Here is an 18,350-nt window from a genome sequence, read left to right as displayed (position 1 = left end):
GAGCACTCCTGTCGATTACATGGCGGCCATCACCTCTGCGTACTTCATCGCCCGAAGGACCGCCTGAGTGGTGTTCTCAGACTTGGCTTCGTGAATGTGGATCTCGTAGCGAGGGCCCATTATTTCTGCCGTCTGTCGGGCGTTGTGGACGCGCTCACCACCATTGAAATTGACCAGCTCCGGGCCACGCTCACCAACGAGAGCCATTCCAGGGGAAGCCGAGAGGGTACCGGTGTAGTAGCCCTTCACCTTGCTCACCTTTGTGGTCTTCGTGGTCTTGCCGCCAACGGTCCTTTCGGTCGTGGTGGTTGTGGTGCCCTTTGTCGGGTCAGTAACCGTGGTGGTAACGGTCGTCACCTTCCGGCCCTTGGAATCAGTCGAATAGGACGTGGTGACCCGGGTCGTCTTCTTCTTGCTGGTCGACCCGCCGCCCTTGACGGCCTGTGATTCCCCGGTGAGCCAGGTGAGGAGAGAGGCAAGGCCCGAGGAAACCGGCGTCTTCGAGTTGAAGTGCAGCTTCTTCTTGAGGGTCTTGGTGATCTCATCGGCCAGGCCCTCGATCTGCTTCTTCAGCTTGTTGTCCTTGGCCGTCAGGCCGTCGACAAGACTTTGAGCCGCCTTCTTCCCGGCGGAGTAGTAGCTACCCGCAACCGTTTTCCCGAGAGAATCCGAGGCAGTACCGATGGCCGCGTACGTCTTGTTCAGGTCGGTGACCTGAGCGGACGTTGCGTTCAGCAGCTCCTTCGCCATGGCGCCGCCCTCTTCGGGGCCGGCCTGGGCAATCTCAGAGATGATGTCCTTCGAGAAGCCGCGCTTCACCAGCGTGGAAACGTTGGCCTGGAAGCTCTTGATCGCTGCCAGCCGTTCCTTCAGGCCGGAAACTGCTGAGGAGACCGAGACACCGTCGGTGTTGAAGACCGAGGTCAGCGAGCGCTGTTCCTTGGACTTGTCCGCGATCGACGACGCCATTTCGGCTTCGTCCTTCTTGACCGCAGCCAGCTTGGTGTTCGCTTCCTTCAGCTTCGGCGCGAGGTCCGTACGCTGCTTCACGAGGGCCTGGAGCTGCTTGTTCTCCTTGTCGAGCCACTTGTTCAGGCTGTTCGCGGTCCCCGAGCCGATACGGCCAGAGGTGAACGCCTGCTTGATGATCTCGTAGAGCTTCTTCACCGCGCTGTTGAGCGAGGACACGCCCTTCTCGGCGTCCGCGGCCACACCAGTGGTGCGCGTGGTCCCGGTACCGGAGGCGTAGCCCCGGAGCACCTTGACCGTGGCGAGCATGCTGTCCTGGTTGTTCAGGACGGTCTCACCGCCGTTGAAGCGGACGAGTTCCGGGCCTGCTTCGCCGACCCATGCCCAACCGCGTGCCGCGCCGTTCGTGCCCGAGGCGTAGCCCTTGATCCCTGACAGGGCCTTGGGCCAGTTCGAGCCGTAGCGGTGCACGGCGTAGTTGAGACCGGCGTAGATGGACGCCATCGGGTCGTAGATGCCGCGCTTGAGGTACGGGCCGGCGTAGGCGGCGAAGGTCGCTGGAATGGTCTGCATGAGACCGCGCGAGTTCTGGCCGATCTTCGCGTTGCTGTCCCAGTTGTTGACGGCCTTCGGGTTGCCTCCCGACTCCACCTGAATGCGGTGAAGAACCAGGTTGGCGTACGACTGGGGAAGCCCGAGCTGGGCCAGGGCCCTCTTGACCTGAGGTGTCCAGCGAGTCACCGAGTCCCCGGTAGGGGCGGGTGTGCTCATCTGTCCGTCGACGAGAGCGGAGATGTCCGGCTTCTTCGAGGACAGCCCCGAGCCCGAGAAATCAAAAAGCCCCTCCGTGTTCGGAAGGGCTTCCTTGGCGGTCGAGTACGTATCTCGTAGGACTTGACTGGCGTAGTCGAGTGGGCTGTTGACGATGTCCCGCAGGCCCTTGACCATGTCGACCATGCCGCCGTACTCGGCGGAGACGAGATCCCAGACACCGGACACGGCGCCTTCGACGGTCCCGACGGGGTCAGTGACCAGGTCGGACCCGACGTTCCAGATGCTCTTGATCGAGTCCCAGACGCCTCCGAACAGGTTCTCGACGAACCCCTTCAGCGTCTTCATCGAGAACATGTCGTTGAGGTAGGCCCCGCCTCGTTCGAGGACGTTGCCCTTCCCCTTCCACACGTCATCCCAGAAGTACTGACCGGACATCGGGGCCAGAGCCCCACCGAGGATGCCGACGATCTGACCGATACCGCTGGGGAGCTTCTTCAGGAACTTCCAGCTGTCCTGAGTGACGAAGTCGAAGATGCCGGTGAACTTCTCCGCCAGGTCGACGCCGACGAACTTCGAGGCGCTGGTGCCCGAGCCGACGACTCCCTGTTGCGCTGTCCCGCCGATCTCCTTCGAAGAGCTGTCCATCCGCATCGTCGCGAACGACGAGAGGATGTCCGGGCTGAGGTCCCGGAACTTCATGAGGTCGATCAGCTTGTCCAGGCCGAGCTTGCCGACGACACCGCCCTTCGCGAACTTCCGGGTCAACTGGCCTCGGACAGCCATGCTGTTCCACAGATTGATTCGTTCAGCGCCGAGAGCGTGAGTGACCTCGGGACGAAGAACCGCCTCACCCGGGCTGAGGATGGCCGGGATGTTGTCGACGCCGGGCGCGTAGCCCGGCATGATGCCGCCCTTGGCGTTCTTCTTGGGCTTCTTGGGCTTCTTGCTGCTGCCGCCCTTGTGGTTGTCCACGTTGTCGAGCGCCAGGTTGAGCGCGACCGCCTTCTCGTTGGTCTTGCTCAGGGCGTCCTTGAGGTTGTTGACCTCCTTGGTGACCCCGCCCAGCGTCTTGCCGTTCAGCGTTTTGATCTCGCCCGTGAGGGTCGACGCCTTCTTGTACGCCTTGTCCGCTGCGTCCTCGACGTCCTTGAACTGGCCCTTGAGGTTCTTCAGGCTCTTGCCGTTCAGCGCCTTCACGGCCGAACTCGCCTTGCCCGTCGCGGAGGTGAGGCCGTTGGCCTTGGCGGTGCTGCCGGCCACCTGCTCACGGAGGGCATTGAGCTTGGCGTTGTTCAGGTTGCGGACTGCCTTCGCGGCCTTGTCCGTCGCCTTCTCGGCCTTCGCCGCGGCGGCCTGGACGCTGGTGTCCTTGCCAGCCGCCTCCTTCGCGACCTTGTCAAGGTTCTGCCGGTTCAGTTCATTGATCTTGCGCTTCAGGTCGGCAACCGAATCCTTGGCCTTCCGCATCGCCTCCTCGTACTGAGTGGCGTTGAGGCGCAACGTTTCTTCTTGGGAGTTGTTGCCTCGAACACGGTCCACGGCCCGGCGGCCGAGACTCCGGGTATCCCCCTGGTTGTAGACGCCGCGCTGTGCGCGGTAGCCGTTGAGGAAGCCGTTTCCCTGCGATGCCGACTGGACGCCGCGCGCCACCTGGCCCACGATCTTGCCTCCGCCGACCAGGCCAGAGACGACGCCCTTGCCCAGGGAGACCAGCGGAGAGAACAGCTTGATCAGCTTGCCGAAGATCTTCGCTGTGGCACCGAAGGCGAGAGCCAGCGGAGCTACGACGGCAGCGAGCTTGCCGAACTGCTTGACGGCCTCGACTACTTCGGGGTGCTTCTCCAGCTCGTCAGCGAACTTCTTGATCCAGTCGATTGCCGTGCCCAGGCCCTCGACGGTGCCCTTCATGAGCTGGGGGACAGCACCGTTGCCGTTCTCGCCCATGAGGTCGGAGCCGATGCCAGCGACCTGGTTGAGCAGACCGCCACGCCACTCGTTACGGACCTTGCCGTCTTTGCCCTTGACCTGGACGCGCTTGCCCATGATGGCTTCGCCGAGGCCGGTGTACTCCAGCTCACCCGTCTTCGGGTTGAACTCCTGGAACATCTTGCGAAGGCCCTGCTGGCTGGCTTCCTTCATGTTCGACAGGCGGCTACCGAACGTCGCGGTACCGAGCAGCTCGGCGGAGCCCTTCAGCGACTTGTCCGGCTTGCCGCCGGGAATCGCCTTGTCGCCGTTCCAGTAGGACAGGAGGTTCTTGACCATGTCCTGGCCGCGCACGCCACCGGTGGTCTTGGCGTTCGCCATGACGCGGAGCATCTGACCGGAGGCCGGGAAGACGTCGCCGGCCTTCGCCTGGAAGCCAGGGTTGACGGCCTTGTACTCGTCGACTTCCTTCTGTGTGTACTGGCCGTCCTTGAAGCCCAGGAGCTGAGCGAGTTCCTGGACCGGCATGTTGATCGCGTATTCAAGCTGCTTCATGTCCCGCAGCGAGACGCGGTCGGCGTCCATCAGCTTTTCCATCGCGTAGTAGCCGCGCTGGACCATGGACGAGTCCGTGATGCCGCCTCGCGCCGCGAGGTCACCGATCATCTGGACGATGCTCTGAGCCTCGTGAGAGACGTCCGCCGAGCCCTTGGCCTGACGCTTCGGATCGGCGCTGGTGAAGTCCTTGTTGTGGGCGCCGGCCGCACGAGCGATCCGCGTGCCGTACGTGAGCATGTCGCCGATCGAGTACGGCGTCTTGAGGCCGTACGACGTCAGGTTGTTCATGAGGTCGTTGGCGTCCTTGAGCGCCAGCCCCATGTTCCTCAGCGACGTCTGAGTGTTCTGGAAGTTGTCGGCCGCCTTGAGGCCCCAGACAGTGAGAGCGGTACCCGCCGCAGCCAGCGGCGTGACGACGCTGTTCATCAGCGTGTTGCCCAGCTCGGTGGCGGTCGTGCCGACCTTCTCTATCTCGGTGCCGACCTTCTTGAAGCGAGACGCCACGGTGGTGGTGCTTCGCGTCGCGAGGGTGGAGAGCTGAGCCAGACTCGACCGGGCGTTGGCCAGCTGCATGGCAGCAGTGCGAGCGGAGGCGGTCTGAATCGCCAGCTCGCCTTCGAGGCGGGCCCGCTCCCGCATCTTCTCCAACTGCATCTGTTCGAGGAGCTGGGCCTTCACCTGCTGGAAGGTGCGGGTGTACGCGGCCTGAGCCTTCGTCGCCGCGGCCGTCTTCTCGGCCGCCTCGACCTGTGCGCCACGAATGGCAGCCTGCTGGGCCTGGCGCTGAGCGGCTGCAACCTTGCGGATCTCGGCCTGTTCCAGCTCAGCCCATCGCTTCGTCTCGGCGATCTGGGTGAGGGTGAGCTTCTTCTTTCCGGCCTGCATGGTGGCGATCTGGGCCGTGAAGGCGTTGGCAACGTCCTGCCCGTACTTGATCTCAAGGTCACGAGCAGCGAGGGCTATCCGCTCCTTGCGGCGGGCAGCGGCCTGCTTGACGGCCGTCTTGCGCTTCTCGCTCGCCACCTCGGCCTTCTCGACCTCGGCGAGGGCCTGGAGCAGAACGGCGGACTCGGTCTGAGACAGCTTCTTCCGGGCCTTGATGCCGTCGGCGACGACGGCCAGGCGGGCTTTCGCCTGGTCCCCGTACTTCTTCGTGACCCACTCTTCGAGCTGGACCTGAAGGCGGGCGTACGCCTTCGTGACGTCCGACTGCCGCTTGTAGGTGGTCCTGACCGCTTCCTCGAACTTGGCCAGCTGCCGGGCAAGTTGGTCCTGGTCCATCTGAGGATTGATCTCGATGTACGCGTTACCGACCTTGATTCCCTGCGGAGTCGTGCTCATTTCGCCCCCTAGAGCTTGCTCATCTGGGCGAAGAAGCCCGCCACCTCCTCACCGGAGGAGTAATCGAATTCCGGCTGTTCGGCTTCGTAATCGACGCCAGGCCGGGGAATGGGATCGGGAGGAGTGAGCTTGTTGTCATCAGCAGAATTCGCCTTGATGAAGAGGAAGTTGCTCATCTCCAGCGCGTCAGAGATACGCGCGAGCAGATAGTCAGAAGTGGCCCATTCGGCGGACTCGTCGAGAACGGCCGCGAGGCTGGACCGGCCATGCCGGCGCCCGAGTGATTTCACGAGAACGGCGATGCGACGCAGGGAAAGCCGTCCGCGCCAAAAGTCGAGGAGATCGATCCCGAAGAACTCCAAGAGATCAGCCTCAAGTTCTTCGGGATGCTCCCGTATGGTGCGGGCGGCCAGCATCAGTTTCCCGGCGTACCGTTGACCTTCTCAGAGAACTCCTGGAAGTCGCGGATGGTCGGCTTGGTGGCCAGGTACTTGGGCCACTGGCCTTCGCCCAGGATCAGGCGGACGATCTCGACCTCGTTCTCTGCGTAGACGACTTCGAGGGGGAAGTCGAGCGGAGCGGGGATCGTGTACTCAACGCCCTTGTGCTCGATGACGCGAGGCTCCTCGTTGGCCTCGGACTCAGCGGCGGCGACAGTCTCAACAGACATGGGGACTCCAGGGAAGCAAAGGGGGTGGGGTGAGAGAGGCCGGGGAATTTAGCCCTCCCCGGCAGGGGCGGAAGATCAGGCGTCGTCCACGTTGGAGTCGTCGGTGAGCATGTAGCCCAGGGACCCCTGATAGTCGAGGGCCTCGAAGGTCAGCTCGAACTCCTGGTTGGCCGTCCGCTGAAGGGTGATCGCGCCTCGGTCCGAGACCATCGCGCGCGGGATCACGCAGCGGAAGTTCTTGCCCTTGTCCTGCCAGTCGACGACGATCGACAGCTCGGTCAGCTCGGGAACGCTGGAGAGGTCCAGCTTCCACAGCTCAGCCGTGCCCTGCTGGACCCAGGTGGCACCGAAGAATGCCTCAGTGGTGATCTTCGAGACCTCGGAGAAGGTTGCCTTGATGCTGAACGAGGCGTCCTTGACGTTGTAGAGGACCGGCACCGCGGACTGCCAGACGGTGACCGGGTCCGTGTTGATCTGCGGCGTGATGGTGACACCGGACTCGTTCACGTAGCCGAAGGACTTGTAGCCGGACGGGGCAGTCGTACCGCCGTCGCCTACGGCGGTCGGGAGGGTCGTGCCACCACCACCGTTGGGGGCCGGCGCGACGAACAGGGCGCCATTCGGCGCGAACCGAATCTTGGATGCGTCATTGGCCATGCATGCTCCTTGAAGAAGGGAAAACAAAAACGGCCCCCGTAGGGGCCGTCAGGCCGAGCCGTTTAGCTCGGTCGGGCTGTCAGGCTTCGACGTAGAAAATGGAGACCTCGCCCCCGTACACGTCCTCAAGAGAGGTTTCGTCGGGCATGTAGCGAGGTGAGGAGACTTCCATTACGTCGAGAATCTGGACACCGTTGATCACCTTGCCGGGCAGATCCTCAAGGAGAAATTCACGGGTCAGGTACGCCAGGTCGGCGGCTGAGGCTCGGTCCTGGTGATAGGCGTCGTACCAGATATCGGCCTTGTCCATCGCGTTGCGGACCAGGCGGTATCCGCCGCTGTGCAGGATGTAGAGCGTGGTATCGCCGGGCTCTCGACCGACCATCGTGCCTGTGGGCGCGTCCACCGGGATACCGGGGCAGGTCTTGAGGTAGTCGACGACGAGGGGTATCGGGTCAACCTTCATTCAACACGCTGCCTCTCCAGGACACCCTTGATGTAAAAGCGGCCTGCGTGGCGCTTGCCATCGCGAGTGCGGTATCCGCGCTCTTGGAGCAAGGCGTGTCGAGCCTTGGGGTTTTCCTCGATCGTCACGTAACCGATCCAGCCGGATACGTTCCTCTCCACGTTGGCGTGGATGTTCTTCTTGATCGAGTATTCGTCGGTGAACTTGTGCGGACCTCGGGGAGCCGCCTTGATGATCTGAGCGGCAATCTTCGCCGCGTGATAAGCGGCCAACTCCCGGTATTTACCGCCGTGTTGGATCTCTTGCAGCATGAAGCCGACGTCTGTTTCGAAGAGGACGCCATCCCGGATTGACTTCGTCCAGCGTCTACCGCGCTTCGGCTCGGAGATGGGGCGATCGGTCACTTCGTCACCCGCTTCGCGTAGAGCTGCGTGTACTGGCGCGAGCCGAGCCGCCAGGGCCACGGCTCACCGTCCGACTCCCACCACTCACCGCCGATCAAGAGACGATCGGCCGAGTCGAAGTCGACAGTTCCCGGGAGGTAGACCGTGATCCGGGTACGGCTCGTCTCCCTGACTGCTGCGTCGGGCTTGTACGAGCGCCGGTAGGGGAGCGCGGCCCCAACGCCTTCCCAGACCTTCACGGCCTGGTCCCAGTCGCGATGCTTGCCGTAGGTGTCACCGACCAGGGGAGCCCGGTGGATCTCAATCGGGTCGTTGAACAGGGCCATGTGACCTCCAGGTCAGAAGGGGGTCACGTGACGCCACAGGTCCAGGCTTCGAGCCCGCTTCCTGTAGCGCCTCAGGCTGTCCTTGGCTGCTTGGGAGAGCCCCGGATGGTTGGCCGTCTGGGAGTACTGGACTTCGAGTTCGCCGGTCTTCTCCAGGACCGTTCCGGGAGAGACAGCGAGCCATCGGACGACTTCAGCGCAGATGACTTGCTTGATCACATGGGGGACGGCCGGCCACCCCCACGAAGCAGTGAGGGTGACCGTGCCAGCCGTGATGCCGTAGCGCAGGAAGAGGACGCGTCCCACGAGCTTCCAGTCCGCTGCCATCAGCTCGTAGTCGTCGAGTTCGACGGTCGCGATATTCAGGCCGGGGAGGTAGCGAGGAGGGATCTCGACCTCGCTCCCCGCGATGGGGAGCGTGAACGTCTCGTCCTGGTGCTGCTCGAAGTCGGTCCCGCACCAGTCGAGTACCAGAGCGGTGGCGTCCTCGATGAACGCCGCAATCCGGGTGGCCTCCGTGTCGTCGGCAACAGCCCGCCCCAGGCGGGCCGTCACGTCATCCGTCGTTACGAAGGCCATCGGGTCAGCCGCCCGACGGAGCGGTCTCGGTGATGCTGATCTTCAGGCCCCTGACGAACTTCTCGCCGATGGCCGTGCCTCGGACGCTGAAGTCGGGGTCCTCCTTGACGGTCGCGAGACCGTACATGGTGTCCAGGCCGATGGTGTCGGCCTTCTTCCCGAAGTCGTAGTCGATGAGCATGCGGGTGGCGATGCCGTTGATGTCCTGCGTGGAGCCGTTGACGGCACCCATCGGGATCGCGGGGCACGCGGAGACCAGGAGGAGAGCGCTCCGGTGGAAGAGGTACATCTCCAGGCTGAAGCTGTTGTGGATCACGATGTCGAAGCCGTAGATGCGGCCCACGACGGCCCGACGCAGGGCGTTCGTGTCGCCGCTGTAGTCCACGGCCACGAACTCGGGGTCCTTGAGAAGGATCGCCTCGACCTCGGGGCCGGCGATCAGGAACCGCTCGGACTGGGGGACGTCGGCGATGTTCAGCGCCATGCGGGCGTCGACCAGTGCGGTACGGATGCCGAGAGCGCGCTGAGCCATGTTCGCTGCGGTGCCGTCCGCAGTCGGGATGGAGACCGCCACGTCGCCGCCGATGGCGTTCTTCTGGCCGGTGGTCAGGCCGGACCGGGTGACGTTCGCCTTGATGAAAGCCGCGGTGGTGTCGTCGAAGTACTCGGCGAAGCCTCGGGTCAGCTTCGAGAGGACCTGAGAGCCGAACTGGCGGAGGTCGAACGCGACCTGTTCCATGCTGAGCGTCGAAGCGTTCTGGGCGAGCGTGGTGAGCTGGACCGGGAACCGGGACTCGTTGATGAAGCCGTTCGGCGCCTTACGGTCGGCGGTCGGAAGCGGCCGGTCGGAGGCCGCAGCGAACACGTTCTTGTCGCCGGTGATCGGGTTGGTGATCGGCGAAGAAATGCCCTGCGACACGACCGGAATTCCTCGGGACTCTCGGTTCACGTTGATCACGTCACCGAGCCCGCCGGTGAAGTTGAGTTCCGAGTATCGGGCCGGAATGCCTCCGAGAGTCAGCTGTCGGTCGAGCAGACCGAGAGCCGCGATGGTGACCTGCTTGGGGTCGAGATTGAAATGATGCGTGGTAAGCGCCATGGTGCCTCCGGGCATGAAAAAAGCCCCTCGGCTAACCGAAGGGCTTTCTCAAGTAAGGGGTTTAGAGGAACGACCCGCCCGCGATGATGTCTGCGAGTTCATTCGGGTCCATTGTGGAAATGTCGTTGCCGCCTGCCTGGTGATGTCCGGCCCCCATGAGCTGAGGGAATTCCGGATTGGCAGTGGGCTTCGGGAGGGACGAGATGAACGACTTGACCTTGTCGGCGTCAGCACGGCCGTTCTCCCCAAGGAATCGGTTCAGGTCGAGGAACTCGGTGGACACGGTGACGCCGGCAGTCGCGGCCTGAGCGCGGATCTCCGCCTCAACCAGCGAGGTACCGACCTCGGAGAGCGCAGCCGTACGGGCCTCGGCCTTTGCGGCCTCGATGGCCTTCTCCTGCTCGGTCATCTGCGCCTGCCGGAAGGTGTCCAGCTCTGTGGACGCCTCGTTCCACCGCTTCTCGTTCGTGCGGGAAAGTGCCTTCCACTTGTCCACTTCTGCCTGAAGAGACTCGACGGTGGGCGCCGGCGCGTTGTCCGGCTTCTGGTCGTCGGGGCCCTTGGGGTTCTGCTCGTCGCTCATGGTGATTCCATTTCGGATGGACACGCCATTTCGGCGGGTCGTTACTTGGTTTCGTGGAGCTTGCGGTTCACGTTGCCCGCATTGCCCTGAGGCGGCTTAGCGCCGCTCGGTGCCGTTTCCGGCTGAGGTCCGAGCTTCTGAACCTCTGCTGCTGCCTTCGCGTCTTCCTTACGCATTTCGCGGAAGGTCTCGATCTGGGCAGCGGAGTAACCCGCGTCAGACCAAAGCTGTTCCTCCGGAACATTGAGCAGCTTCAGCTTGAGCAGGGCGTCAATGTGCTGGGCTTCCGTTCTGTATTCGGGGTCCTTCCATACGGTCTCCATGCCGTATGCGAGTCGGCGCTTATCGCGCTTGACCGCGAAACACAGTCGGATAACCCGCTCCCATGCTTCACCGAAATGAAGCATTCGTTCTCTGACCTTGGCCACGAGACCGGCCTCAGCAGAGATCAGGGACTCGCCCGAGGGGGCGGAGCCGCTGTTGACGAGGAAGTAGTGATGGGGGGTCCGGCTGACCGCGCCCATGTGCTGAAGGAGGAGGGAGACCAGCGCGGCATAGTTGCTGAGGTCAGCAGGGGAGAAGGACCCGAACTTGGCTCCGGGGTCCTCGGCCTGGAGCAACTTGTCCACCGCGACCTGGAACGGCTCGATGGGGTTGCCGTTCTCGTCCTCCTGGATTTCCAGGCCCGTGACCCAGCGCTGGGGGAAGGCCGCGAACTCGGATGCGGTGAGCGCGTCCATGAGCGTCTTGTTGATCGCGTCCTGGATCGGGATGACGTTCTTCAGGTCGGAGTACGGGTCACCAACGAGCCGAACCCTGTTGGCGAACGGGACCACCGGCACCACGCCGAGCGGGTTGGGGGCAGCAGTGCCCTTCTCCCAGTCGGTCTCACCCACGGGGATCTCGTAGACGTACCGCTCCGTCCACAGCGTGGCTATCTGCCGGCCCCATGAGTCCAGGTAGAAGCGGGCCGCGGCCTCCAGCTCCGTCAGCGAGCCGGCCTTGTACTGCACGGCCATCTGCTCGCCCGAGACGGGGGTGATGGTCGGATCGCCGTTGCGGTCCGCCCACACGAGCACGTACGAGACGCCTTGGATCAGCGCGTCCAGGTGGACGCTGTTGGAGAAGGCATCCATGCTGGAGCGCTGCCAGAACTCGCGAGAGTCCTTGTCCGTGCCGGGGGAGTCAGGGAGACGGAAGCAGTCGACATGCAGACGCTCATTCGTCGAATCGACGATCATCCCGCAGAAGTTGTCTCGCCACTGTTCGAAGACATCGGCAAAGGCGGACTTGAATCGCGCCTGGGAGAAAGCTAGCTTCTGCTGCTCTCCCTCGTAGTACCGCGAATAGATCCGGGCGGGCGAATTGGGAGCTGGCAGCTTCCCGTACAGGTACTGCAACCACTCCTTCGGAGTGGAAGGCGGAGACATGGCGGTATAGCCATTGGGCGGTACGATCATGCATTACCTCACTTAGAATCCGACGACGCGCCGCCTCCTCTGCTTGAGTCGTCCGTCAGCAATCGCGTCCGCACGGGCCTCGAATGCCAGCACCGCACAAACCGCCAAGTCGATCTTCTTTTTCGAGCGGGGAGAGTCTTTGGTGATCAGGATTCCCTGAGGGACTTCACGTGTCACCGCATTGAGAATGTGCCGGGTGAGGTCTTCGTCTCCGTCGTGCTTCAGGTCTTGGACCATGGAAGCGGTGCGGAACCTCTCAACGGCTTGGACCATGCGCGTGGGCTTGTTGGTCCAGAATTCGAATACGTAGTCATCGCCGTATTCCAGCGCCCAGCGTCCTAGATTCTCCTGCCAGTAGGGAGGGTCACCGTAGAACCACTCGACGCGGTACGTCTTGAAAGCCGTGTGCACGGCGGCCTCGACCGCCAGGACATCGACTTCCCAGTCAGGCTGATTCGGGTCTCTGGGGTTTTCCCATAGGCCGAGGACGAAGAATTTTCCGTCCCTGAGCCGGCACCCGACGAGGCCCGTCGCGTCGCCGCGGATCGAGCCGTCGAACCCGACGGCTATCTGATCGCCGGGCTTGATGGGGTCCTGGTCGTCCTGGCAGGCCAGCCACTCGGAACGGCTCATCCAGCCGTCAGAGGACTCGGCGATCCTGTTGCAGAAGAACCGCAGGTAGGTGCTGTCCGGCGTCGTACGGTCGTGGAGGATCGTGCGAGTCAGGCCGTCAATGTCGGCCCAGGTCGCGTCTCCGTACGCCTGCCTGAGCGCGGCACGGACCTTGGCTTCGTCCCGCAGCTCCTCATGCTCGATGTCACCCTCAAGGCAGTCGTACAGCCAGAACCCCTGACGGACCATGTCCGACTCGTGGATTTGCTGAGCGACCGAATCCTCATTCGGGTTGTACGCGTTGGTCGTCGTGACCCATCGAGAACCAGCAGAGGCGGTCTTCTCAATGTTTCGTTTGATGACCTGGTAGAAGTCAGGGCCACCGTTGCTTCCGACCCAGTGATGGACTTCATCCATCAGGGCGAAAGTCGGGCGGTTACCTTCATTCGTTCGTCCTGCTGTCGCCTTCGGCTTGATCGTGCCAGGCTTGCCAGACTTGAACTGGATCACGGACTTGCCGATGTCCAGACCGAATTCCTTCTCGGCTGGAGACTCCGAGAGCATTCCTCGGATCATCTCAAGCGTCTGGTCAGTCTGGTCCAGCGCGGTAGCGCCGATCTGCACCGTGGGCAGCGGAACACGCTTGGCCACTGGGAGGCCGTAAGCGTTGAAGTGGGAGAATCGGCAAGGGCCGATAAATTCAACGATAGCGAGAGCAGCCAGCAGGGGCGTCTTACCCCAGCCCTTGGCCCTCCGCAGAGTGCCGGCGCTGTAGCGCCAACTGCCATCCGGGTTGATGGCGTAGAACCACAGAACAAAGCGAAGCTGTTCCTTGGTGAAGCGCCAAGCCTCACCCGCTCGTTCGCCATCAGGCTGGACGATGTATTTCTGTGCCCAGCGGATGATTTCGTACCCGAGCGTCTCATTCGGTGCCGGGACCCCTGCGGGCAGATTGCCTGTCTGCAAGGGCGGTCACCTCTATTCGCTTAGGAGTCGGTACAGCTCCTCATCCATGTCTGTGGTCGATGCGACGGCTGCGGCTTCGTCGCCGGCGGTCTCGTCCTGGTCCTGGTCCTCGTCGAAGGACATGCGGAGGCGGGCCCTGTCCTCTGTGGTGGCGCCCCACTTGGCGACGCGCTGACGGATCTCACCGGCCAACTTCAGATCGCCTTGGAACAGGGCGTCCACGAGCTTGGTCGTGATCTCCAACTCGGCCCAGTCGGTCTCAGCCCACTTACCGGCCTGCGGCGAGGTCGCCCACGTCTTCCAGAAGCGGCGTGCTCCAGCCGTCTTGATCCCGAGGCCAGCAGGGAGGGCACGGCCCTCGGTGGCAGTGCTGCTGAGCTGCTGGGCGTGCTCGTGCTTGTTACGCCGGACTGCGTTGTCCTTCGGCCGTGGTCCGCGAGTCACAGCCTCACCTTGCTCGTGTCGATGCCCCAGATGTCTCCGAGGTCTTCCAGCTCGAAGAGCGCGTCCTGACGCCAGCCGCGGCGCTCCTGTGCCTTGCTGGGCCTCGGCGCCTTCGGCGCCGGCGGGGTGCAGAAGGTGTAGGGGCAGTCATCGCAGTGGCCGGTGCAGGCGCTCATGCGCTCTCCGTTCGTGAATGAATGAATTGAGCCCGCCCCCGGAGTCGAGGGGCGGGCTCGGTCGCGTGGGGGTCAGACCCGAATCGCGGTGATCTTCAGCTCGGCGTGGTCCACGTCGACGAGGAGGTCATCGCCGTAGTCGTTGGGGTTGAAGGGACCGCATGCCTTGGTGGCCCCGGCCGCCACGCTCACGGTCCGGGGAGTGACGCTGAAGCCGTCCACAGTCCGAGCGAGGTGGAAGGTCGCGGTTCGAGCCACCGTGCCGCCGCTGTTCTGCACGAGCAGAACTACGCGGCCGTTGTTGCCCACGGTGTGGTTGTTGGTCGGGTCCCCGGTCGTGGGATTGGGCAGCAGTACGCCCGATCGGTCCACGCCAGTGACAGGAATTACGCCTCGTGCCATTAAGGGCCTCCTAGGAAAGGGGTGATCTTGAAGGTTCCAGGGAGGGACCTGTCACTACTTCTCGCTGTAGGTCTTGCGCTTGTGGCACGGCTTGCACAGCACCCAGAGGTTGTCTGGCTCCCATGTGCCCCCTCGGGCCACGGGGACTATGTGATCGACTTCCAGCCGCTCTCTGGCTCCGCAGAGCTGGCAGCGGAAGCGGTCGCGCGCCAGGACCCGCGCCCTTCGCTTGGACCAGTCGGTTGGCCTGCTGGCGTTGCGGGCTGAGACCCGATCCCAGCTCTTCCGAATCTGGTGATCCGCGCAGCGGCCATCGCGAACCGTGGGGGACACACACCCACTGCGAAGACAGACGCTCTTTGCTCTGGGCATGCTCCCCTCCTTCAATGTCTGGGGCCCCGGCCGGTTGCTGATCTGGCGGCCGGGGCCGCTCCTGGACCCGCTTCCTGGAGACGGATCTCAACAGGGAGGTCAACAGGAGAACCCGTGAGGGCTCGTTCACCTGATGTTCACTTGGTTTGAAGTTGCACGGTCGTGGGTAGGCGGCATCCACTTTCGCAACAACGTTGCGATTCCCTTTTGCCCCAAAGAGGGCGATTCCTTGGGTGTGTCAATTGTCATCGAACACTCTTTCGAAAAATCTCTCTGAGCTGTCCGTTCGCTCGCTCTACTCGCTCTCTCACTAAAGACGTCGGTGACAAAAGGTGGATCCGCTGACACCCATGAGTCAGAGTGAGACGGACGTCACAGACTCAACTTTTCTGAACACGTCTCCCCAGGTCAGCGCGAGTAAGACACTTGAAACGGTGACGAGTTGGAAGTACCTTCAGGCACGATCGACGCGCCATGTCCACGAACCTTGCACGATGGAGACCGACGTCCATGACCAAGCTGCCGGCTAATCCCGAGCTGCTGAAACTCTACAGAAACGGCAAATCCGATAAGGAAATTGCCGCGATGTTTGACGTTTCGTTCCAGGCAGTTAATAAGCGGCTCAAGCTCATGGGTATTCGGCGTGCTCCATTCAAGAGTCAGGCGCAGGAGATTCTTGAACACGTGTGGCCGAATGATGAAACGCGACGGATTGATTTCATGCGCCTTAATCGCGCGCGGGATCTCTTCTATTTTCTGCGCAGTCGACTTGGCGATAAGACGCTCAGCGATGCGGAGGCCAAGGGGGCAGAGCGCTTTGAGGCCCTGATTCGTGAAGGCAACGTGGTCCTCAATCTGCGACCGGACGTTCCCGGAGAGCCTTGGGTGTTGGAACCCCGGCTTGAGTCAGACGGCCGCATGGTCATTCGCTGGCCCGAGGGGCGCGATCTCCTGGAGGACGAGAGGCACCGTGCCGCCCTGGAGCTTCCTGCTGAGCCTGGCGCGGAGGGCTAGCGGCTCGCTCTACGCGACTAGATTGGTTTACACCTTTCCTGGATTGGTTGACACCTCCCCGCCGACACGGCCAGGGGAGGTTTTTTGTTCGGCCGGTCGGCCAGACCGACCGGTTGGGATGTGGCTTTGCATTCTCTTGGCCATTACTTTCTGTGATGGTAAGTGGATGCCATGGTTCCGCCGTGTGCCACTCTGTCCGATTGATCCCCACCGAGATCGTCTTACTTCCCGGTAGTGATCAACACAACCTGTAACGGATGAAAAGGTTGTACGCGAAGCCCTCTCACCTGCGAAAACTCGGGGTGTTAACCGCTCTCTAACCTTGCTACGTTGATTCACAGGAGCAACACACGGGCTCCGCATCTGTGTACGTGTACGGGCCCTTCGGGGTGGGGACTGTGGGGGGCGCTGTGGCGCTTGAGCTGGGGATTGAGGACTCGGGAGCCATTCCGAAGGTGGTCCTCGGGGGTAACACGCATCACGTACGTGCCAAGGAAGATGTGCCACACGAGCACGCGCTTCCAGACCTCTACGGGCTCAGGCGGGGCAGCACTCTCAGTGAGTTCCTTGCATCTGTTGAGAGGGAGCTTCAACTGCGTGCCGAACTGCATGACTTGATCAATCGAAGCACTCAGATGCAGTGCACGGAGGATGACGAAACCTGGGGGCTCTTGATCATCAGTACGCATGCCCACCTTCCTGGGCAGCCTGGGACGGGTGTCGAGTACGTAGACCTCATCACCTCCGACCAGGTGGACGACGATGGCCGCGCCCGAGCGCTGGCCCTTGAGGTAGACCTGAACGCGCGGTCCTTCACCGATCTGGAGCGTGAGAGCTTCGACCACCCACACGCCTGGATCGAAGGCAGCAATTCATTCAAGATCGTTCGCTATGCGAAGGCGGTATCTGCTTGAGTATCGAGACTCAGCCCAGGTCGGTCAGCCAGACCGAGCAGTACGAGAAGTGCGGATGGCGGTTCTACCTTCAGCGCGTGGAGCGCGTTGAACCGCGACCGGCGGCCTGGTCCATTCACGGCAGGGCCTTCCACTCGGCTGCTGAGGCGTTCGAGAGAGCCGATCGGGCCATGGGTGCAGAGGAAGCCGTGGCGATCTTCTCGGACGAGTACGAGGACGAGACGAACAAGGCCCTCGACAAGGAGAGCAACACCGACCATTGGCTGTCCGCCGGCCGCTACAGCGGCGGTGAGGACATCGAGCGGCGCTATGCCCTGGGCCAGCAGCAGACGGCCCGCTATGTCGAGTGGGCCACCGAGAACAGGCCGGCCATCTGGACGACGCCGGATGGGACGCCGGGACTTGAGCTGTACTTCATGGTCGAGCTGGGAGGCGTGAAGGTCCGCGGTTACATAGACCAGCTCGTCACGGTGAAGGACGCCGTACGACCTCGGGACCTCAAGACAGGCTCTACGAAGTCGCGGTTCCAGCTCCAGACGTACGGGATCGCGGTCAGGGAGCTGTACGACGTGGAGGTCAACGATGCTGACTGGTACCTCGCCAAGGACGGACGGCTTTCCCGGCCGGTGAAGCTGAACCAGGTGAGCGCTGACGAGCTGGGTGAGCGGTACGCCGCGATGGACGCCGGGGTGAAGGCCGGGAACTTCCCCGCCAACCCTGGCTACGACTGCCGTTTTTGCGACGTGGCACACGCGTGCACATTTTTTTCAAGCAAAAGTTGAGTGGGTGACGACATGGGAGGGTGCGTATGTATTCGCTGATCCAGAGCGAGCAGGCCAGAGGCGAGGCCGGCGAGCCGATCCACTCGCCGTTCACTGGGCTGCGGAGGCTTGAGGTCGAGTTCCGGCGGGGCGAACTGTCGCTCGTTGCTGCGGGGCCCGGCACGGGCAAGTCGATCTTCGCCGCGAACCTCGCGCTGGCGGGCAATATGCCCGTCCTCTACTTCTCGGCCGACAGCAACGCCGCGACTCAGCTGACCAGGGCCACGGCGATCATCACCGGCCAGAACGTCAGGGACATCAAGCGGAAGCTGGTGCACGACGAGTTCGGGGAGTATCACGTCGACCTCGGGAAGCGCTGGTGGATCCGGTGGAACTTCGAGGCCCGGCCGACGCCGGGGGACATCGAACGTGACCTCGCCTGCTACTTCGAGGTGTTCGGGATGGACCCGCATCTCATCGTGGTGGACAACATCACCAACGTGGACGGCGGCTCGACGCCTGACGCCGAGTCGTTCGTGTTCGGCCTGGAAGCCATGTGCGAGTACCTGAGCGAGATGGCTCGGGACACCAACGCCCATGTCCTCGGCCTGCATCACGTCGTGGGCGAGTTCTCGGACGGGCTACAGCCGATCCCGCTGTCCGGCGTGAAGGGCAAGATCGGCCGGGTTCCCTCCGTGATTCTGACGATCCATAAGGAAATCGACGGCATGGACGGCAGGATTCTGCACGTCTCGCCCGTGAAGAACCGCGAGGGCTTCGAGGACAGCTCTGGGCAGACGTTCAGCAGCTACGACTTCAACAACGCGAACATGCGCCTGACCGACATCTCCTCTGAGTTCTAGGTCACACATTTTCT

Annotated in this window: 20 protein-coding genes; 4 read left to right on the top strand and 16 right to left on the bottom strand. The window is 62.8% G+C overall.

The genetic code is table 11. The features are described from left to right. Window positions 1-15: 15 nt before the first annotated feature. From U5640_RS16805 to U5640_RS16730, 16 genes are all read right to left on the bottom strand, one after another. Window positions 16-5,508 carry a transglycosylase SLT domain-containing protein gene (locus U5640_RS16805; RefSeq protein WP_340376605.1) on the bottom strand — a complete coding sequence of 1,831 codons (5,493 nt, stop codon included), beginning with the start codon at window positions 5,506-5,508 and terminating at the stop codon, window positions 16-18. 68 nt (window positions 5,509-5,576) lie between these two features. Beyond that, window positions 5,577-5,984 (bottom strand): hypothetical protein, encoded by a 408-nt coding sequence (locus U5640_RS16800; RefSeq protein WP_340376604.1) that lies wholly within the window; start codon window positions 5,982-5,984, stop codon window positions 5,577-5,579. Next, window positions 5,984-6,238 (bottom strand): hypothetical protein, encoded by a 255-nt coding sequence (locus U5640_RS16795; RefSeq protein WP_340376603.1) that lies wholly within the window; start codon window positions 6,236-6,238, stop codon window positions 5,984-5,986. The genes U5640_RS16800 and U5640_RS16795 overlap by 1 nt, the downstream gene beginning before the upstream one ends. Before the next feature lie 75 nt (window positions 6,239-6,313). After that, window positions 6,314-6,895: a hypothetical protein gene (locus U5640_RS16790; protein WP_340376602.1), complete on the bottom strand. Its 582-nt coding sequence runs from the start codon at window positions 6,893-6,895 to the stop codon at window positions 6,314-6,316. A 79-nt stretch (window positions 6,896-6,974) separates the two neighbouring features. Continuing rightward, window positions 6,975-7,361 (bottom strand): hypothetical protein, encoded by a 387-nt coding sequence (locus tag U5640_RS16785; protein WP_340376601.1) that lies wholly within the window; start codon window positions 7,359-7,361, stop codon window positions 6,975-6,977. Further along, window positions 7,358-7,765 carry a hypothetical protein gene (locus U5640_RS16780; protein WP_340376600.1) on the bottom strand — a complete coding sequence of 136 codons (408 nt, stop codon included), beginning with the start codon at window positions 7,763-7,765 and terminating at the stop codon, window positions 7,358-7,360. Before U5640_RS16780 ends, U5640_RS16785 begins: the two co-directional genes overlap by 4 nt. Next, window positions 7,762-8,091 carry a hypothetical protein gene (locus U5640_RS16775; RefSeq protein WP_340376599.1) on the bottom strand — a complete coding sequence of 110 codons (330 nt, stop codon included), beginning with the start codon at window positions 8,089-8,091 and terminating at the stop codon, window positions 7,762-7,764. Before U5640_RS16775 ends, U5640_RS16780 begins: the two co-directional genes overlap by 4 nt. Before the next feature lie 12 nt (window positions 8,092-8,103). After that, the gene (locus U5640_RS16770) at window positions 8,104-8,670 is read right to left on the bottom strand and encodes a hypothetical protein (RefSeq protein ID WP_340376598.1); all 567 of its coding nucleotides are present in this window, start codon (window positions 8,668-8,670) and stop codon (window positions 8,104-8,106) included. A gap of 4 nt (window positions 8,671-8,674) precedes the next feature. After that, on the bottom strand, window positions 8,675-9,769 hold the full coding sequence (locus tag U5640_RS16765) for a hypothetical protein (RefSeq protein ID WP_340376597.1): 1,095 nt from the start codon (window positions 9,767-9,769) through the stop codon (window positions 8,675-8,677). A 61-nt stretch (window positions 9,770-9,830) separates the two neighbouring features. Next, on the bottom strand, window positions 9,831-10,352 hold the full coding sequence (locus tag U5640_RS16760) for a hypothetical protein (protein WP_340376596.1): 522 nt from the start codon (window positions 10,350-10,352) through the stop codon (window positions 9,831-9,833). Window positions 10,353-10,393: 41 nt separating this feature from the next. Next, window positions 10,394-11,812 carry a phage portal protein gene (locus tag U5640_RS16755; protein WP_340376595.1) on the bottom strand — a complete coding sequence of 473 codons (1,419 nt, stop codon included), beginning with the start codon at window positions 11,810-11,812 and terminating at the stop codon, window positions 10,394-10,396. Between the two features lie 12 nt (window positions 11,813-11,824). Next, window positions 11,825-13,390, bottom strand: a complete 1,566-nt coding sequence (locus tag U5640_RS16750; RefSeq protein WP_340376594.1) for a hypothetical protein — start codon at window positions 13,388-13,390, stop codon at window positions 11,825-11,827. 12 nt (window positions 13,391-13,402) lie between these two features. Then, the gene (locus tag U5640_RS16745; protein WP_340376593.1) at window positions 13,403-13,834 is read right to left on the bottom strand and encodes a hypothetical protein; all 432 of its coding nucleotides are present in this window, start codon (window positions 13,832-13,834) and stop codon (window positions 13,403-13,405) included. Continuing rightward, window positions 13,831-14,010: a hypothetical protein gene (locus tag U5640_RS16740; RefSeq protein ID WP_340376592.1), complete on the bottom strand. Its 180-nt coding sequence runs from the start codon at window positions 14,008-14,010 to the stop codon at window positions 13,831-13,833. The genes U5640_RS16745 and U5640_RS16740 overlap by 4 nt, the downstream gene beginning before the upstream one ends. A 72-nt stretch (window positions 14,011-14,082) precedes the next feature. After that, on the bottom strand, window positions 14,083-14,382 hold the full coding sequence (locus tag U5640_RS16735) for a hypothetical protein (protein ID WP_340376591.1): 300 nt from the start codon (window positions 14,380-14,382) through the stop codon (window positions 14,083-14,085). A gap of 84 nt (window positions 14,383-14,466) precedes the next feature. Then, a complete protein-coding gene (locus U5640_RS16730; protein WP_340376590.1) occupies window positions 14,467-14,784 on the bottom strand; it encodes an HNH endonuclease in 318 nt (105 codons plus the stop codon). 510 nt (window positions 14,785-15,294) lie between these two features. Between U5640_RS16730 and U5640_RS16725 the strand changes: the two genes are divergently transcribed. From U5640_RS16725 to U5640_RS16710, 4 genes are all read left to right on the top strand, one after another. Next, the gene (locus U5640_RS16725) at window positions 15,295-15,798 is read left to right on the top strand and encodes a hypothetical protein (RefSeq protein WP_340376589.1); all 504 of its coding nucleotides are present in this window, start codon (window positions 15,295-15,297) and stop codon (window positions 15,796-15,798) included. Between the two features lie 410 nt (window positions 15,799-16,208). Then, window positions 16,209-16,712, top strand: a complete 504-nt coding sequence (locus tag U5640_RS16720) for a hypothetical protein (protein WP_340376588.1) — start codon at window positions 16,209-16,211, stop codon at window positions 16,710-16,712. Next, the gene (locus U5640_RS16715; RefSeq protein ID WP_340376587.1) at window positions 16,709-17,494 is read left to right on the top strand and encodes a PD-(D/E)XK nuclease family protein; all 786 of its coding nucleotides are present in this window, start codon (window positions 16,709-16,711) and stop codon (window positions 17,492-17,494) included. Before U5640_RS16720 ends, U5640_RS16715 begins: the two co-directional genes overlap by 4 nt. A gap of 26 nt (window positions 17,495-17,520) precedes the next feature. Then, window positions 17,521-18,336: an AAA family ATPase gene (locus U5640_RS16710; RefSeq protein ID WP_340376586.1), complete on the top strand. Its 816-nt coding sequence runs from the start codon at window positions 17,521-17,523 to the stop codon at window positions 18,334-18,336. The last annotated feature ends 14 nt before the right edge of the window (window positions 18,337-18,350 follow it).

This window comes from Streptomyces sp. SS7, assembly GCF_037993025.1.
Classification (GTDB): domain Bacteria; phylum Actinomycetota; class Actinomycetes; order Streptomycetales; family Streptomycetaceae; genus Streptomyces.
This window is presented reverse-complemented; position numbering and strand designations above follow the sequence as displayed.

Bases quoted from the DNA above. Each gene is read 5' to 3' on its own strand.
- U5640_RS16760 (WP_340376596.1), bottom strand. From the start codon at position 10,352: ATGAGCGACGAGCAGAACCCCAAGGGCCCCGACGACCAGAAGCCGGAC.
- U5640_RS16740 (WP_340376592.1), bottom strand. From the start codon at position 14,010: ATGAGCGCCTGCACCGGCCACTGCGATGACTGCCCCTACACCTTCTGC.
- U5640_RS16725 (WP_340376589.1), top strand. From the start codon at position 15,295: ATGACCAAGCTGCCGGCTAATCCCGAGCTGCTGAAACTCTACAGAAAC.
- U5640_RS16800 (WP_340376604.1), bottom strand. From the start codon at position 5,984: ATGCTGGCCGCCCGCACCATACGGGAGCATCCCGAAGAACTTGAGGCT.
- U5640_RS16790 (WP_340376602.1), bottom strand. From the start codon at position 6,895: ATGGCCAATGACGCATCCAAGATTCGGTTCGCGCCGAATGGCGCCCTG.
- U5640_RS16785 (WP_340376601.1), bottom strand. From the start codon at position 7,361: ATGAAGGTTGACCCGATACCCCTCGTCGTCGACTACCTCAAGACCTGC.
- U5640_RS16805 (WP_340376605.1), bottom strand. From the start codon at position 5,508: ATGGACCAGGACCAACTTGCCCGGCAGCTGGCCAAGTTCGAGGAAGCG.
- U5640_RS16795 (WP_340376603.1), bottom strand. From the start codon at position 6,238: ATGTCTGTTGAGACTGTCGCCGCCGCTGAGTCCGAGGCCAACGAGGAG.
- U5640_RS16730 (WP_340376590.1), bottom strand. From the start codon at position 14,784: ATGCCCAGAGCAAAGAGCGTCTGTCTTCGCAGTGGGTGTGTGTCCCCC.
- U5640_RS16755 (WP_340376595.1), bottom strand. From the start codon at position 11,812: ATGATCGTACCGCCCAATGGCTATACCGCCATGTCTCCGCCTTCCACT.
- U5640_RS16775 (WP_340376599.1), bottom strand. From the start codon at position 8,091: ATGGCCCTGTTCAACGACCCGATTGAGATCCACCGGGCTCCCCTGGTC.
- U5640_RS16710 (WP_340376586.1), top strand. From the start codon at position 17,521: ATGTATTCGCTGATCCAGAGCGAGCAGGCCAGAGGCGAGGCCGGCGAG.
- U5640_RS16765 (WP_340376597.1), bottom strand. From the start codon at position 9,769: ATGGCGCTTACCACGCATCATTTCAATCTCGACCCCAAGCAGGTCACC.
- U5640_RS16770 (WP_340376598.1), bottom strand. From the start codon at position 8,670: ATGGCCTTCGTAACGACGGATGACGTGACGGCCCGCCTGGGGCGGGCT.